Here is a 13,406-nt window from a genome sequence, read left to right as displayed (position 1 = left end):
TCTTTCCCTGCACGGTGTCCGACCGGCAGGGGATTGTCCATCCCCCGGTCAGGCCCGGGTGCCCTGGTCGCTCACGAGCGTGCCGATCTTCTCACCCTTCACGGCGCGCGCGATGTTGCCCGCCGTCAGGAGCTCGAAGACGAGGATCGGGAGGGTGTTGTCGCGGCACAGGGTGATGGCGGTCATGTCGGCGACCTTCAGGTCGCGCGTGATGACCTCGCCGTACTCCAGCGCGTCGAACTTCACCGCGTCGGGGTTGACCCGGGGGTCGGAGTCGTAGACCCCGTCCACGCCGTTCTTGCCCATCAGCATGGCCTCGGCGTCGATCTCCAGGGCGCGCTGGGCGGCGGTGGTGTCGGTGGAGAAGTACGGCATGCCCATGCCGGCGCCGAAGATGACGACGCGGCCCTTCTCCAGGTGGCGCACGGCCCGCAGCGGAATGTACGGCTCGGCGACCTGGCCCATCGTGATGGCGGTCTGGACGCGCGAGTCGATGCCCTCCTTCTCCAGGAAGTCCTGGAGGGCGAGGCAGTTCATGACCGTACCGAGCATGCCCATGTAGTCGGAGCGGGCCCGGTCCATGCCGCGCTGCTGGAGCTCGGCGCCCCGGAAGAAGTTGCCTCCGCCGATGACGACGGCGATCTGCGCGCCGTCCCGGACGACTGCGGCGATCTCGCGGGCGATGTTGTGCACGACGTCGGGGTCGACACCGAGCCCCCCACCGCCGGCGAACGCCTCACCGGAAAGCTTCAGCATGAAGCGCCCGGCCACCTTGCCGTCATCGCGCTTGTGGTCGGCCGAGTGATCGGCCTTGGCGGCGTCCGCGCCCTGATTCATGGGGATCTCCTCGTGCACATACGAAGAAGGCCATTGCCGTGGGTACTCATGGTCCCTTGCGGCAATGGCCTCCTCGTCAGATCTGCGGTCGTCCGTCGCGTGCGCGGCCGACGACTGCCTCAGACCCTAGCGGGGTCTAGTGTCGAACGCTGAACAGACTCAGATGCCGACCTTGATGCGCGAGAAGCGCTTCAGGGTGACACCGGCCTCCTTCAGCACCTGCTCGACGGACTTCTTGTTGTCCAGCGCGTACGGCTGGCCGAGCAGCGTGGCGTCCTTGAAGAAGCCGTTGACGCGACCCTCGACGATCTTCGGGAGCGCGGCCTCGGGCTTGCCCTCGGCGCGGGTGGTCTCCTCGGCGACGCGACGCTCGGTCTCGACGACCTCGGCCGGAACGTCCTCACGGGTGAGGTACTTCGGCGCGAAGGCGGCGATGTGCTGCGCGACACCCTTGGCGACCTCGGCGTTCTCCTTGTCGAACTCGACGAGGACACCGATCTGCGGCGGCAGGTCAGGCATGGTGCGGTGCATGTACGCGGCCACGTAGCCGCCCGTGAACTGCGCGAAGCGGTCCAGGACGATCTTCTCGCCGAGGTTGGCGTTGGCCTCGTCGACGAACGCCTGAACGGTCTTGCCGGCCTCGATCTCGGAGGCGAGCAGCGCGGCGATGTCGGCCGGGGAGGTGGCGGCGACGTGCTCGGCCAGCTTGGCGGCGACGGCCTGGAACTTGTCACCCTTGGCGACGAAGTCCGTCTCGCACTTCAGCTCGACCAGGACGCCGGAGGTCTTGTCCTCGGAGATGAGGGAGACGACGGCACCGTTCTCGGCAGAACGGCCCTCGCGCTTGGCGACGCCCTTCTGGCCCTTGATGCGCAGCGCCTCGACGGCCTTGTCGACGTTGCCGTCGGCCTCGTCCAGGGCCTTCTTGCAGTCCATCATGCCGGCGCCGGTGAGCTCACGGAGCTTCTTGACGTCAGCGGCGGTGTAGTTCGCCATGAGTCTGTGTTTCTCTCTCGGAGTCGATGAGATCTACGAAGATCTGCGGGGCTACGGGTCGACGGCGGGGGCTTGTGGCCCCCGCCGTCAACTACCGAACCTCTTGGGTCCCTGGGGAGGGTCAGGCCTGCTCGGCGTCCGCGGCCGGAGCCTCGGCCTCGGCAGCGGGGGCCTCGGCGACGGGAGCCTCGGCAGCAGCCTCGGCCGGCTTCTCCGCCTCGGCGTCGTCAGCCTTCTTCTCACCCTCGAGCAGGTCGCGCTCCCACTCGGCGAGCGGCTCGCCGGCCGCCTTCTCGCCCGGCTTCGAGTCGCCGGTGGCAGCGCCGGAGCGGGCGATGAGGCCCTCGGCGACAGCATCGGCGATCACGCGGGTGAGCAGGGTGACGGAACGGATCGCGTCGTCGTTGCCCGGGATCTTGTAGTCGACCTCGTCGGGGTCGCAGTTCGTGTCGAGGATCGCCACGACCGGGATGTGGAGCTTGCGCGCCTCACCGACGGCGATGTGCTCCTTCTTGGTGTCGACGATCCAGACGGCGCTGGGAACCTTCGACATCTCGCGGATACCACCGAGGGTCTTCTCCAGCTTGGCCTTCTCGCGCGAGAGGACCAGGAGCTCCTTCTTGGTGAGACCCGACGCCGCGACGTCCTCGAAGTCGATCTGCTCGAGCTCCTTGAGGCGCTGCAGACGCTTGTAGACGGTGGAGAAGTTGGTCAGCATGCCGCCGAGCCAGCGCTGGTTGACGTAGGGCATGCCCACGCGCGTCGCCTGCTCGGCGATCGCTTCCTGCGCCTGCTTCTTGGTGCCGACGAACATGATGGAGCCGCCGTGCGCGACGGTCTCCTTGACGAACTCGTAGGCGCGGTCGATGTACGACAGCGACTGGAGCAGGTCGATGATGTAGATGCCGTTGCGCTCCGTGAAGATGAAGCGCTTCATCTTCGGGTTCCAACGACGGGTCTGGTGACCGAAGTGGACGCCGCTCTCCAGCAGCTCCCGCATCGTGACGACGGCCATGGCCGTACTCCTTGAGGTACTCGGTTATCGCGGCCGCCGGTCGGCTGCCGCGCCTGACGCCCCGGTGCGCCGTGCCCTGAACCCTGACCGGGTAAGGACCGAGAGGCGCGGCCGGCGATGGTGGTGAGACCGCCGGCGGGGCGTGCGAAGTCGATCCGGTCACCCGGATCGCCACAAGAAGTGTACGGGACCCGCACAGTGCCGGGTGACGGCGCTGTCCACAACCAGCGAGTACTCCACAGCTTCCCGTCAAGATCCCCCCGCCCCGCCCCACCCCGGGACCCTGATCCCATGTACCGAGCACTCCTGATCGCCCTCGCCGCCGCGGCCGCCTGGCCGGTCCTCCCGCCCACCGTCGTCCACCCCTGGGCGCCGCCCGCCACGCCCTACGGCCCCGGCCACCGTGGCATCGACCTCGCCGCACCGCCGGGCACCCCCGTCCGCGCCGCCGCCACCGGCCGGGTCACCTTCGCCGGCCAGGTCGCCGGACAAGGAGTCCTCACCATCACCCTGCCGGGCCCCGCGTCCCCACCCCTGAGAACGACGTACGAACCAGTACGCCCCCTGGTCACCCGGGGCACCGAGGTGACCGCGGGCCAAATCGTCGCCACCACCGACAGCACCCCGTCCCACTGCCCGGACGGCTGCCTGCACTGGGGCCTGCTCAGAGGCGACATCTACCTCAACCCCCTACTCCTCCTGCACCGCGCCACACCCTCACGGCTACTACCGGTGGCGGGGGTGACAGAACCTGGGGGGTGAGGGGGGCGTGGGGGTGGGAGGCGTGGGGGCGGGGTGGGGGGAGGGGGGGAGGGGGGTGGGGGGAGCCCCCCTGAAGGTTCAGCCTCGTACGCCTCGCAGCGCCATGGCCACCGCGGCGTCGGCGATCGCCGTGGAGGACTCCGGGGGGCCCTGCTCGATGCGGCGGACCGCCGCGTCGACGATGCCCTGGAGGAGGACGGCGGCCAGGCGCGGCTGGTCGTGGTCCAGGTCGGCGAGGGCTTCGACGATCATGGCGATGAGGCCGCCGTGGGCGGCCCGGATCTTCTCTCGGGCGCCGGCGTCGAGTTCGCTGGCGGAGATGGCGACGACGGCGCGGTGGCGCTGGTCGCCGACGAGGCCGAGCTGGTGGCGTACGTACGCCTCGACCTTGGCCTCGGGGGTTTCGGCCCGCTGCATGGCGCCCTCGATCTCGGCGGCCCAGAGCGGGAAGTCGACGGCGCAGAGTTCCTCGACGACCGCGGCGCGGGAGCGGAAGTACTCGTACACGGACGAGCGGGCGAGGCCGGTGCGCTCGGCCAGGGCGGGGAAGGTCAGGGCTTCCGTCCCGCCTTCGGACAGCAGGGAGCGTGCGGCGTCAAGGAGGGCGTCGCGCTGCATGGTGCGGTGCTCGGCCACGGAGGCCGCTCGGATCCTGGGCACTGCTCCACTTTACGACCGGCCCGCCGGGGAGCTCCGCAGGGACGATTCGCCGGGGGCCCTCACCGCCCGACGTCGGCCAGTTTGGCTCGCAGCTGGAGGACCGACTTGGTGTGGATCTGGCTCACTCTGCTCTCGGTAACGCCGAGCACGTTGCCGATCTCGGCGAGGGTGAGGCCTTCGTAGTAGTAGAGCGTGACCACGGTCTTCTCGCGTTCGGGGAGCGTGTTGATGGCGCGGGCGAGGAGCCGGCGCAGCTCGCGGTCCTCGGCGACTTCGACGGGGTCGTCGGCGGAGGTGTCCTCAAGGGTGTCCATGAGGCTGAGCCGGTCGCCGCTCTCGCCTCCGACGTGCAGCAGTTCTTCGAGGGCGACGACGTTGGCGAGCGACAACTGGCTGAAGACGGCGTGCAGTTCCTCGACGGCGATGCCCATCTCGGAGGCGACCTCGGCCTCCGAGGGGGTGCGTCTGAGCTGGGCTTCGAGGGTCGCGTAGGCGCGTTCGACGGCGCGGGCCTTCTGGCGCACGGAGCGCGGGATCCAGTCGAGGGCGCGGAGTTCGTCGATCATCGCGCCGCGGATCCGGGTGATGGCGTACGTCTCGAACTTGATGGCCCGCTCGATGTCGAACTTCTCGATGGCGTCGATGAGCCCGAAGACTCCGGAGGAGACGAAGTCGGCCTGCTCGACGTTGGGCGGCAGGCCCACGCTCACGCGTCCCGCGACGTACTTCACCAGGGGCGAGTAGTGCAGGATCAACTGCTCGCGCAGCCGCTCGTCGCCGGTGGCCTTGTACGACCGCCACAGCTCGTCGACGGACGAGGGCGCCGGTGGCCGCACGGTGCCGCTGCCGCGGGCAGCCGGGGGCGCCGCCGTGCGATCAGACCCGGAGGTGTGCTGGGGCATGCGTTGCCTTGAGCCGTTCTGCTGTGTCGTGAGCGGGAAGCTGTGTCCGGTCGGGGGTCCTCGTGAGCGTAGCGTGACTGGACTGTCGCGGTGTGCGAAGGCCTGGTGGCCGGGCGCGGTCGTCGGCGTCGGGTGTGGCGCAGCCGCAGGTGGGGGCCGTCGCGCCGCGCGTCGGCCCCGAAAGCGCTGTCGTGCGGCCCGCGGTGGACATCGCTGCTCACCTTGTCACCCGAATGCCCGAGGTCAAGCACCGCCTCGCCGCGCTCCCGCCGCGCGGAGAGCGTCGGTCGTCAACTTCCAGCTGTCACCGACGCGTTCGACGAAACCGAGGGAGTGGAGTTCGTAGAGGCGGCCGAGTGTTTCGTCGGTGCTGGTTCCGGCTTGGCGGGCGAGATCGCGGGCCGCGACGGTGCCGCGCGCGGGGAGGGCTTCCAGGACGCGGGCGGTGGCGGGGGCCAGGAGGTCGCGGGGCAGGACGGGTCCGCGGCGGGCGGGTGCGAGTTCTCCCATGTCTCCGACGAGTTCGACGATCTCCGCGGCGTCGGTGACCAGCACGGCTTCGCCGCGCAGCAGTTCGTGGACGCCGGCCGAGAGGCCGCTGGTGGCGGGGCCGGGGACGCCCATGGTGAAGCGGCCGAGTTTCTGTGCGGCGCGGGCGGTGACGAGTGAGCCGCTGCGGTATTCGGCTTCGACGACGACGGTTCCCCGGGTGAGGGCGGCGATGACGCGGTTGCGCAGGATGAACCGACTGGGGGTCGGGTGGTCTCCGGGTGGCAATTCGCCCACGAGGAGGCCTTGTTCGGCGATGCGTCCGATCAACTCGGCGTGCCCGCGCGGGTAGACGACGTCGACGCCGCAGGCGAGGACGGCGATGGTGGCGCCGCCGGCGGCGAGGGTGCCGCGGTGGACGGCTCCGTCGATGCCGGCGGCCGCGCCGGACACGACGACCCACCCTTTCTCGGCGAGGCCCGAGCCGAGCACGGCGCCCATGTGGGCTCCGTACGGTGTGCAGGCCCGGGCGCCGACGACGGCGACGGAGCGCAGTGCCCATATCCGCAGGTCGCTGTGGCCCCGCACCCACAGGCCGACGGGGCGGGCGTCGGCGAGGTCGTCGAGTTGACGTGGCCATTCCTCGTCGCCGGGGATGAGGAATCTGGCTCCCGCGGCGGTGGCGGTCGCGAGGTCCTGGTGGGGGTCGGCCAGGGCGGCGCGGCGGCGGTGGCTGTCGAGCCGTGCGGTGCTGGCGCCGGGCAGGTCGTCCTCGGGGCCTTGGGGGTGGGTGAGGCGGCGCATGAGGTCGACGGCGCCGTAGGTGCGCAGCCAGCGGCCGCCGCGTTCGTCGCCGGGTTCGATGACGCGGGTGAGGGCGGCTCTGGCGAGGCGTTCGGCGCTGGTCTGCGGGGTGTTCATGGGGTGCTCCCGGTGGGCATGGGGGCGCCTCGGGAGATGCCGGTGCGCAGTTCGAGGGCGAGGGCGACGTGGCCGGCGTCGGGGCGGTCGTCTCCGGCGAGGTCGGCGATGGTCCAGGCGACGCGCAGGACGCGGTCGAGTCCGCGGGCGGTGAGCAGGCCGCGTTCCATGTCGCGTTCGGCTCCGGTGAGGGCGCCGGGGGCGGTGAGCCAGCGGGTGCGCAGTTCGTGTCCGGGGACTTCGCTGTTGTTGTTCCAGGGGGTGTCGCGCAGGCGTGCGGCGGTGCGTTCGCGGGCGGCGAGGACGCGTGCGGCGACGATGGCGCTGGGTTCGCCTCGGCCGCCTCCGCCGAGGAGGTCTTCGCGGCGTACGGGTTCGACTTCGACGCGGAGGTCGACGCGGTCGAGGAGGGGTCCGGAGAGTCTGGCCTGGTAGCGGCGGATCATGGAGGCGGGACATTCGCAGCCCGCTCCGTGCAGGGTGTGGCGGCCGCAGGGGCAGGGGTTGGCGGCGAGGATCATCTGGAAGCGGGCGGGCAGGCGGATGACTCCGGCGCTGCGGGCGATGACGACGTGCCCTGATTCGAGTGGCTGGCGGAGCGCGTCGAGGGCTTTGCCGGCGAATTCGGGGGCCTCGTCGAGGAAGAGGACACCGCGGTGGGCGACGGAGACGGCGCCGGGGCGTGGGAGGCCGTTGCCGCCGCCGACGAGGGACTGCATGGTGGCGGAGTGGTGCGGGGCGCAGTAGGGGGCCCTGCGGACGAGGGGTTCGCCGGGCGGGAGGATTCCGGCGACCGAGTGGACGGCGGTGACTTCGAGGGATTCCTGGCGGGTGAGGGGCGGCAGGATGCTGGGGAGCCGTTCGGCGAGCATGGTCTTTCCTGCGCCCGGTGGGCCGGAGAGGAGCAGGTGGTGGCCGCCGGCCGCGGCGATTTCGAGGGCGGCGCGGGCGGCGTGCTGGCCCGCGACGTCGATGAGGTCGTGGTCGCCGTCGCGGGGGCCCGCGGTCAGGCCGGTGCCGGCTCCGGCGCCCGGTACGACGAGTCCGGCGAGCATGGCGTCGGGGCGGCCTTTTTCGGCGGGCTCCTCTTCGGGGACGGGTTCGTCGGTGAGGACGGCGACGAGTTGGCGCAGGCTGCGGACGCCGAGGACGGAGATGCCGGGGACGAGGGCGGCTTCGGCGGCGGTCTGTTCGGGGACGACGACTTGTTCGTAGCCCGCTTCGGCGGCGGCGAGAACGGCGGGCAGGATGCCGCGTACGGGGCGTACGCGGCCGTCGAGGCCGAGTTCTCCGATCATGACGAGGTCGGTGAGTTCCCGGGGGTCGATGCGTTCGGCGGCGCCGAGGATCGCGCAGGCGATGGCCAGGTCGAAGCCGCTGCCGCTCTTGGGCACGGAGGCGGGGCTGAGTCCGACGGTGAGTTTCTTCTGGGGCCAGGTGTCGCCGGAGTTGACGACGGCGGCCCGTACGCGGTCGCGGCTTTCGGCTAGGCTCTTGTCGGGGAGGCCGACGAGGGTGAAGGCGGCGACGCCGGGTTCGAGGTCGGCCTGGACCTCGACGACGACTCCTTCGACGCCGACGAGGGCGACGGAGCAGGTGCGTGCGAATCCCATGTCAGGCCGCCCCTCGCACGTGTTCGGCGCGCGGGGCGCCCTTGCGGGGCAGGACGACGCCGATGAGGTCGATGCGCACACCGCCGGGCGGCGGTCCTCCGTGGTCGGCGAGCCAGTGGCCGGCTAGGCGTTTGAGCCGGTCGGCCTTGGCGGAGGTGAGGGCGGCCATGGGGTGTTCGTAGTCGCCTGCTCTGCGGGTCTTGACCTCGCAGATGACGAGCGCGGGGCCGCCGGGGGACGTGTCGTCGCGGGCGACGATGTCGATCTCGCCGGTCCTGCCGCAGCGCCAGTTGCGTTCCAGGACTGTCATTCCGGCTGCTTCGAGCAGCCGTACCGCCAGGTCTTCGCCGTACTTTCCGAGTGCTCCGCGAGCGTTCATGTTGGCACCACCTCCGGCACCGACTGTCACGCATCCGGGCGCCGGGAGTGGATCTTGGTGGACAACGCCTCGGCTGTGGAAAACTCCGCCACTCGAAGGGGGCGTTTCGCGCCCTTCACCGCGGCTCGCTCCCGCCCCTCATCCCTGACCCGACCGGACCCGACCCGGCTCCACCCTCACCTCGGCCCGGTTGCGCCCCTCATTCGCCGGAAGCCCGCCGCGCCGTCCAGGCAACCCCTGCCCGGCAGGGCCGACCGGCCCGCGGCGGCTCAGTCGCCCGAGGCCGAGCCGTCTGACGCTCAGCCGTCCGACCTCCGGCGACCGACCGCTCAGCCGCCGGGCAGTTCGAGGTCGCTCTTGTTCAGCTCCTCGATGTTCACGTCCTTGAACGTGAGCACCCGTACCTGCTTGACGAATCTGGCGGGCCTGTACATGTCCCACACCCAGGCATCCGCCATCGACACCTCGAAGAACACCTCGCCCTGGACCGAGTGCACCTGCATCTCGTAGTCGTTGGTGAGGTAGAAACGTCGCTCGGTCTCGATCACGTATTTGAACAGACCGACGACGTCGCGGTACTCCCGGTAGAGCTTCAGCTCCATCTCGGTCTCGTACTTTTCGAGGTCCTCGGCGCTCATGGCATGTTCCCCTTCAGCCGTGCGTCCCCCTATTGTGCGTCAGCCCCCTGGGCCCCTAAACGATTTCCGGGGCCAGGACCACCGGCGCGTGCGGAGGACCCTCGTCGAGCAGCGTGCGCAGCAGCTCGGCGAGCCTGGTCGGATACACCGTCTCACGCGCCGCCGACAGTTCGGCGGAGGTCCACCACCTCAGGCCCGAGGTACTGCGCCGCTCCAGCTCCGTCAGGCCGCCGGGGGCGGTCTCGGTCTGGCTGGTGCGGGCCAGGTAGTACCACTCGTCCTGGTCCCAGCGGCGCCCGTCGAAGGGGAACGAGCAGATCCGCTGCCACAGGACCGGGCCGAGCTCGACGTCGGTGATCCCGGTCTCCTCCGCGAGTTCGCGCAGGGCCGCCTCGGCCCGGGTCTCGTCGCCCTCCAGGCCGCCGCCGGGGGTGAACCACCAGGTGTCGGCGGGGTCTTCGGGCTCGTACCCGTGCATGAGCAGGATGCGGTCGTCCGGGTCGAGCAGAACGACCCGGGCCACCTTGCGCGGCTCGGTCACGGGCCTCACCTCCCGGCGGGCGCGGCGGCGCGGGTCCTGCCGCGCCGGGCGAGGGCGGCGATCGGCCCCCAGGCGGCGCCCAGCAGGATCAGCACGGCGCCGGTCACGACGGCGCCCAGGACCAGTTTCAGCGGGCCGGGCCGGGAGATGCCACCGGGCAGGGCCTCGAAGCCCGAGGGGCGCCCCAGCATGCCGTCCATGGGCCAGGCGATGGCGTCCACGCGCGCGGTCACGGCGGTCAGCGGGACCGAGCCGTTGGTGGCGTCGTCGAGGTGGACGCGGGAGTCCATCGAGACATAGCGGTCGTCGCCGAGCAGGAAGACCTGCCCCTGGGGGACCTTGGCGTCGAAGGACGAGGCCGAGGCGGGGGTCTTGCCGTGCAGATACGGTTCGTCGATGGGCCGGCCGTTGACGGTGAGCTTCCCGTCCGTGCCGCAGCACTTGACGACGTCGCCGCCGATGCCGACCACCCGCTTGACCATGGGCATGTCGCCCCAGGTCTTGTCGGAGAACACGACGACGTCACCGCGCCGGACGTCACCGGCGGATATGCGCTGGGCGAGCACGTGGTCGCCGGCCTTGACGGTCGGCGACATGGACTGGGTGGGCACGGTGTACGGCTTGTACTGCACGGCGCCCCAGGCGAAGCCGCCGAGGAAGAGGACACAGCCGACGGCCACGGCGAGCCCCGACAGCACACTGCCGAGACTGCGGCCGCGGCCGTCGTGGTCCAGTCCGTTACCGCTCATCGCAGCGCTCCCTTTCCGGCAGCGCCCGGCGTGCGTGAGGCACCCCGGGCTCCGGAGATCGACGATCCGGGACCGCACCCTACCCGGCGGTACGCCCGCAGGTCAGCCCCTGCCGACCGGGCTTTCCGCCTTGACCTGCGCTTGAAGGAGCTTGCGGCGCCGCCACAGCACCATCGGCACCGCCCCGACGAGGCCGACGGCGGCGGGCGCCGCCGTGCCCATCGCGCTCAGGCCGGGCTGGTCGAAGGTGTCCGGGACGCCGAGCCAGTCGATGCGGTTGAGCGGCCAGGCGATGGTGAAGGCGCGGCCGACGACCTCGTCGGTGGAGACCGTGCCGCCACCGGTCAGTTCCTGGTGGTAGCGGGAGTCCAGCGAGTTCTGGCGGTGGTCGCCCATCACCCAGATCCGGCCCGAGGGCACCTTGATCGGGCCGAACGGCATGTCGTCGCAGGCGCTGTCACCGGGGTAGATGTACGGCTCCTTGAGCGCCTTGCCGTTGACCGTGACCGGGCCGCCCTTCTTGCACTCCACGGTGTCCCCGCCGACCGCGATGACCCGCTTGATCAGGTCCTTCTCCTCGGCGGACGGCATCAGGCCGATGAAGCTGAGGAACTTCTGCGCGGCGTTCGGGTTCGGGGTGGGCTCGCCGTCGAGCCAGCCGCCCGGGTCGTGGAAGACGACGACCTCGCCGCGCTGCGGCTCGGCGCCGAACCACGGGGTGAGCTTGTCGACGAGCACCCGGTCCCCGCGCTGAAGGGTGTCCTGCATCGAGTCCGAGGGAATCGAGAAGGCCTGCACCAGGAACGTCTTGATCAGCAGGGCCAGGACGAGCGCGATGCCGATGAGCAGCGGCAGTTCCTTCCAGAAGGAACGCGGCTTCTTGGGGGCACGCCCCTCGCCGTCACCGGGGCCTTCGCCGCCGGGGCCGCCGTCGCTGGGTCCACTGTCCTGCGCGGGCACGGTGTGCTCGGTCGCGGGGCTGTCCGCGGGTTCCGCGGAGGCCTGCCTCGGCCCCGCGGCGGATCCCGGGGAGGAATCGGCGAGCTCGTTCTCCGGCCGCTCCTCCGGCTCTTCGCGTCCGGATCGTGCGCCGACCGCCAAATCCCCCACATCCACTCCTCACTCTGTGCCACCGCCTGGCCCGTACGAGGCTCAGGCCCACCACTCCCATAACGAGCGGGAGTTCCGCAGGGGTCGGGGGCTGGGTCGCTTGGTCCGGCTCCGCCGCCGGATCCCGGGACGACACCCTATGCGACTCACCGAGGGCCGAGCCGCCGGGCGGGGCGGGGACGGGGCCGAACGCGGATGGCACCTCCAGCCGGCGCCAGTGCGCGAAAGGCCAGGCCACGACCACCGCGCGGCCCACCACCCCGCTCACCGGGACGGTCCCCTGATGGCCGTCGTCGAGGTGGTACCGGGAGTCCGCGGAGTTGGACCGGTGGTCGCCCATGACGAAGATCCGGCCTTGCGGAACCTTTACCTCGAATTGGATGAGGGAGGGCGGATTGCCCGGGTGGACGTACGGCTCGTCGAGCGGCCGGCCGTTGACGGTGATCCTGCCGTCCTTGTCGCAGCACTTCACGGTGTCGCCGCCGACCGCGATGACCCGCTTGATCAGGTCCTGCTCGTTGTCGGAGGGGAGCAGGCCGATGAAGGTCAGGCCCTGCTTGACCTGTTTGACGACGACGGGGTCCTCGCCGGAGGCCGTCTTGGGTTCGTCCTTGAGCCAGCCGCCGGGGTCCTTGAACACGACGACCTGACCCCGCTCCGGTTCCGAGCCGAACCAGGGGGTGAGTTTGTCGACGAGGACGCGGTCGCCGATGGTGATGGTCTGCTGCATCGAGCCGGACGGGATCACGAAGGCCTGGACGAGGAACGTCTTCAGAACGAGGGCGATGAGCAGCGCGACGACGATCAGGAGCGGGATCTCGCGCACGGCCGACCTGCGCCGGCGCCGTTTGACCTTGCGGGCGAGCCTGCGCCGCTCGGCCCGGCCGCTCTGGCCGCGCCGTCCCTGGGCGCCGGACGTGGGCCGGGTGCCGGTGGGCAGCGGCTGGTCGGGGGCGGGGGTGCGCGGCCGCCCGCGGCTACCCATGTCCCCCGCCCGGGCTCGGTACGCCCGCGAAGGCGCCGGAGCCGCCCACCGAGGTCCACCGGCCGAAGGGCCAGCCGATCCAGTCGGCCCGCCCGATCACGCGGTCGACGGGCACCATGCCGCCGCCGGGGTCGCCGAGGTGGTCGCGGGAGTCGCTGGAGCGGGAGCGGTGGTCGCCGAGGACCCACAGGGTGCCGTCGGGCACGACGATGTCGAAGGCCACCTGGGAGGGGCTGTCTCCGGGGTGCAGATAGGGCTCGTCGACGGCCGTGCCGTTCACCTGGATCCTCCCCCGCCGGTCGCAGCAGACCACGTGGTCCCCGCCGATGCCGACGACGCGCTTGACGTAGTCGGTCTCGACGGGCTCGGTGAGGCCGAGGGCCGCTCCTGCTGAACGCACCGCGCGCCCCAGCGGGTTCCCCTGGTCGCCTTCGCGTACGAAGGAGCCCAGGCCGTCGAAGACGACGACGTCGCCGCGCCGGGGGGTGTCGCCGAAGCGGTAGGCGAGCTTGTCGACCAGGACCCGGTCGCCGACCTGGAGGGTGGGTTCCATGGATCCGCTGGGGATGAGGAAGGGCTGCACCACGAAGTGGCTGAGCAGCAGCAGGAAGACGACGCAGAGCGCGAGGAGCGCTCCGGTCTTGCGCCAGGGACCTTCGAGGTGGTCGGCCAGGGCGGTGAAACGCGCGGAGCGCGACGCTTCCGCGGGCCCCGGATCGGGGGTGGCGGAAGGGTCGCGCTCCGTGTGTTGTGCTTCGGTGTCCATCGGGGCCAGAGCTTATCCGGCCGCCGTCGGACCCGTACGCGCG

The 13,406-nt window shown here is 71.1% G+C and carries 14 protein-coding genes and 1 pseudogene; 1 reads left to right on the top strand and 14 read right to left on the bottom strand.

What is annotated here, in order from left to right; all coding sequences use genetic code 11:
• Nucleotides 1-48 precede the first annotated feature (48 nt).
• The 3 genes from pyrH to rpsB all read right to left on the bottom strand — a co-directional run bounded on the left by pyrH (nt 49) and on the right by rpsB (nt 2,848).
• Nucleotides 49-837 (bottom strand): UMP kinase, encoded by a 789-nt coding sequence (pyrH, locus tag AC07F3_RS26475; RefSeq protein WP_189390091.1) that lies wholly within the window; start codon nt 835-837, stop codon nt 49-51.
• Nucleotides 838-996: 159 nt separating this feature from the next.
• Complete coding sequence (gene tsf / locus AC07F3_RS26470; protein ID WP_114040439.1) at nt 997-1,833, bottom strand: translation elongation factor Ts; 837 nt, start codon at nt 1,831-1,833, stop codon at nt 997-999.
• A gap of 121 nt (nt 1,834-1,954) precedes the next feature.
• Nucleotides 1,955-2,848 carry a 30S ribosomal protein S2 gene (gene rpsB, locus AC07F3_RS26465; RefSeq protein ID WP_479116915.1) on the bottom strand — a complete coding sequence of 298 codons (894 nt, stop codon included), beginning with the start codon at nt 2,846-2,848 and terminating at the stop codon, nt 1,955-1,957.
• 117 nt (nt 2,849-2,965) lie between these two features.
• Here rpsB and AC07F3_RS26460 point away from each other — a divergent pair, with 117 nt between their 5' ends.
• Nucleotides 2,966-3,610 carry a M23 family metallopeptidase gene (locus AC07F3_RS26460; protein ID WP_479116913.1) on the top strand — a complete coding sequence of 215 codons (645 nt, stop codon included), beginning with the start codon at nt 2,966-2,968 and terminating at the stop codon, nt 3,608-3,610.
• Between the two features lie 78 nt (nt 3,611-3,688).
• Here the strand turns inward: AC07F3_RS26460 and AC07F3_RS26455 are convergent, their stop codons facing one another.
• The 11 genes and pseudogenes from AC07F3_RS26455 to lepB (AC07F3_RS26405) form a co-directional block, all read right to left on the bottom strand.
• On the bottom strand, nt 3,689-4,246 hold the full coding sequence (locus AC07F3_RS26455; RefSeq protein WP_479117037.1) for a TetR/AcrR family transcriptional regulator: 558 nt from the start codon (nt 4,244-4,246) through the stop codon (nt 3,689-3,691).
• 83 nt (nt 4,247-4,329) lie between these two features.
• The gene (gene whiG / locus AC07F3_RS26450; RefSeq protein ID WP_100577968.1) at nt 4,330-5,172 is read right to left on the bottom strand and encodes an RNA polymerase sigma factor WhiG; all 843 of its coding nucleotides are present in this window, start codon (nt 5,170-5,172) and stop codon (nt 4,330-4,332) included.
• A 243-nt stretch (nt 5,173-5,415) separates the two neighbouring features.
• Nucleotides 5,416-6,582, bottom strand: a complete 1,167-nt coding sequence (gene dprA, locus AC07F3_RS26445) for a DNA-processing protein DprA (protein WP_479116911.1) — start codon at nt 6,580-6,582, stop codon at nt 5,416-5,418.
• Nucleotides 6,579-8,195 (bottom strand): YifB family Mg chelatase-like AAA ATPase, encoded by a 1,617-nt coding sequence (locus AC07F3_RS26440; protein ID WP_479116909.1) that lies wholly within the window; start codon nt 8,193-8,195, stop codon nt 6,579-6,581. The genes dprA and AC07F3_RS26440 overlap by 4 nt, the downstream gene beginning before the upstream one ends.
• Nucleotide 8,196: 1 nt before the next feature.
• Nucleotides 8,197-8,574 (bottom strand): YraN family protein, encoded by a 378-nt coding sequence (locus tag AC07F3_RS26435; protein ID WP_479116908.1) that lies wholly within the window; start codon nt 8,572-8,574, stop codon nt 8,197-8,199.
• 329 nt (nt 8,575-8,903) lie between these two features.
• Entirely contained in the window at nt 8,904-9,212 is a 309-nt protein-coding gene (locus tag AC07F3_RS26430; protein ID WP_003965949.1) for a DUF2469 domain-containing protein, read from the bottom strand.
• 55 nt (nt 9,213-9,267) lie between these two features.
• Nucleotides 9,268-9,753, bottom strand: a complete 486-nt coding sequence (locus AC07F3_RS26425; RefSeq protein ID WP_479116907.1) for an NUDIX hydrolase — start codon at nt 9,751-9,753, stop codon at nt 9,268-9,270.
• Between the two features lie 5 nt (nt 9,754-9,758).
• On the bottom strand, nt 9,759-10,502 hold the full coding sequence (gene lepB / locus AC07F3_RS26420; RefSeq protein ID WP_479116905.1) for a signal peptidase I: 744 nt from the start codon (nt 10,500-10,502) through the stop codon (nt 9,759-9,761).
• 102 nt (nt 10,503-10,604) lie between these two features.
• Complete coding sequence (gene lepB, locus AC07F3_RS26415; RefSeq protein WP_479117036.1) at nt 10,605-11,603, bottom strand: signal peptidase I; 999 nt, start codon at nt 11,601-11,603, stop codon at nt 10,605-10,607.
• 292 nt (nt 11,604-11,895) lie between these two features.
• A pseudogene (gene lepB / locus AC07F3_RS26410) lies at nt 11,896-12,597 on the bottom strand (signal peptidase I); the annotation flags it as partial.
• Entirely contained in the window at nt 12,590-13,363 is a 774-nt protein-coding gene (lepB, locus tag AC07F3_RS26405; protein WP_479116904.1) for a signal peptidase I, read from the bottom strand. The pseudogene lepB (AC07F3_RS26410) and the gene lepB (AC07F3_RS26405), both read right to left, overlap by 8 nt.
• Nucleotides 13,364-13,406: the final 43 nt, after the last annotated feature.

The organism is Streptomyces sp. NPDC045846, assembly GCF_056431605.1.
The sequence above is the reverse complement of the archived record's forward strand: the minus strand, read 5'-3'. Positions and strand labels throughout refer to the sequence as shown.

Coding starts and splice junctions, on each gene's coding strand:
- pyrH (WP_189390091.1), bottom strand. CDS start 837: ATGAATCAGGGCGCGGACGCCGCCAAGGCCGATCACTCGGCCGACCAC.
- tsf (WP_114040439.1), bottom strand. CDS start 1,833: ATGGCGAACTACACCGCCGCTGACGTCAAGAAGCTCCGTGAGCTCACC.
- rpsB (WP_479116915.1), bottom strand. CDS start 2,848: ATGGCCGTCGTCACGATGCGGGAGCTGCTGGAGAGCGGCGTCCACTTC.
- AC07F3_RS26460 (WP_479116913.1), top strand. CDS start 2,966: ATGGTGGTGAGACCGCCGGCGGGGCGTGCGAAGTCGATCCGGTCACCC.
- whiG (WP_100577968.1), bottom strand. CDS start 5,172: ATGCCCCAGCACACCTCCGGGTCTGATCGCACGGCGGCGCCCCCGGCT.
- dprA (WP_479116911.1), bottom strand. CDS start 6,582: ATGAACACCCCGCAGACCAGCGCCGAACGCCTCGCCAGAGCCGCCCTC.
- AC07F3_RS26440 (WP_479116909.1), bottom strand. CDS start 8,195: ATGGGATTCGCACGCACCTGCTCCGTCGCCCTCGTCGGCGTCGAAGGA.
- AC07F3_RS26435 (WP_479116908.1), bottom strand. CDS start 8,574: ATGAACGCTCGCGGAGCACTCGGAAAGTACGGCGAAGACCTGGCGGTA.
- AC07F3_RS26430 (WP_003965949.1), bottom strand. CDS start 9,212: ATGAGCGCCGAGGACCTCGAAAAGTACGAGACCGAGATGGAGCTGAAG.
- lepB (WP_479116905.1), bottom strand. CDS start 10,502: ATGAGCGGTAACGGACTGGACCACGACGGCCGCGGCCGCAGTCTCGGC.
- lepB (WP_479116904.1), bottom strand. CDS start 13,363: ATGGACACCGAAGCACAACACACGGAGCGCGACCCTTCCGCCACCCCC.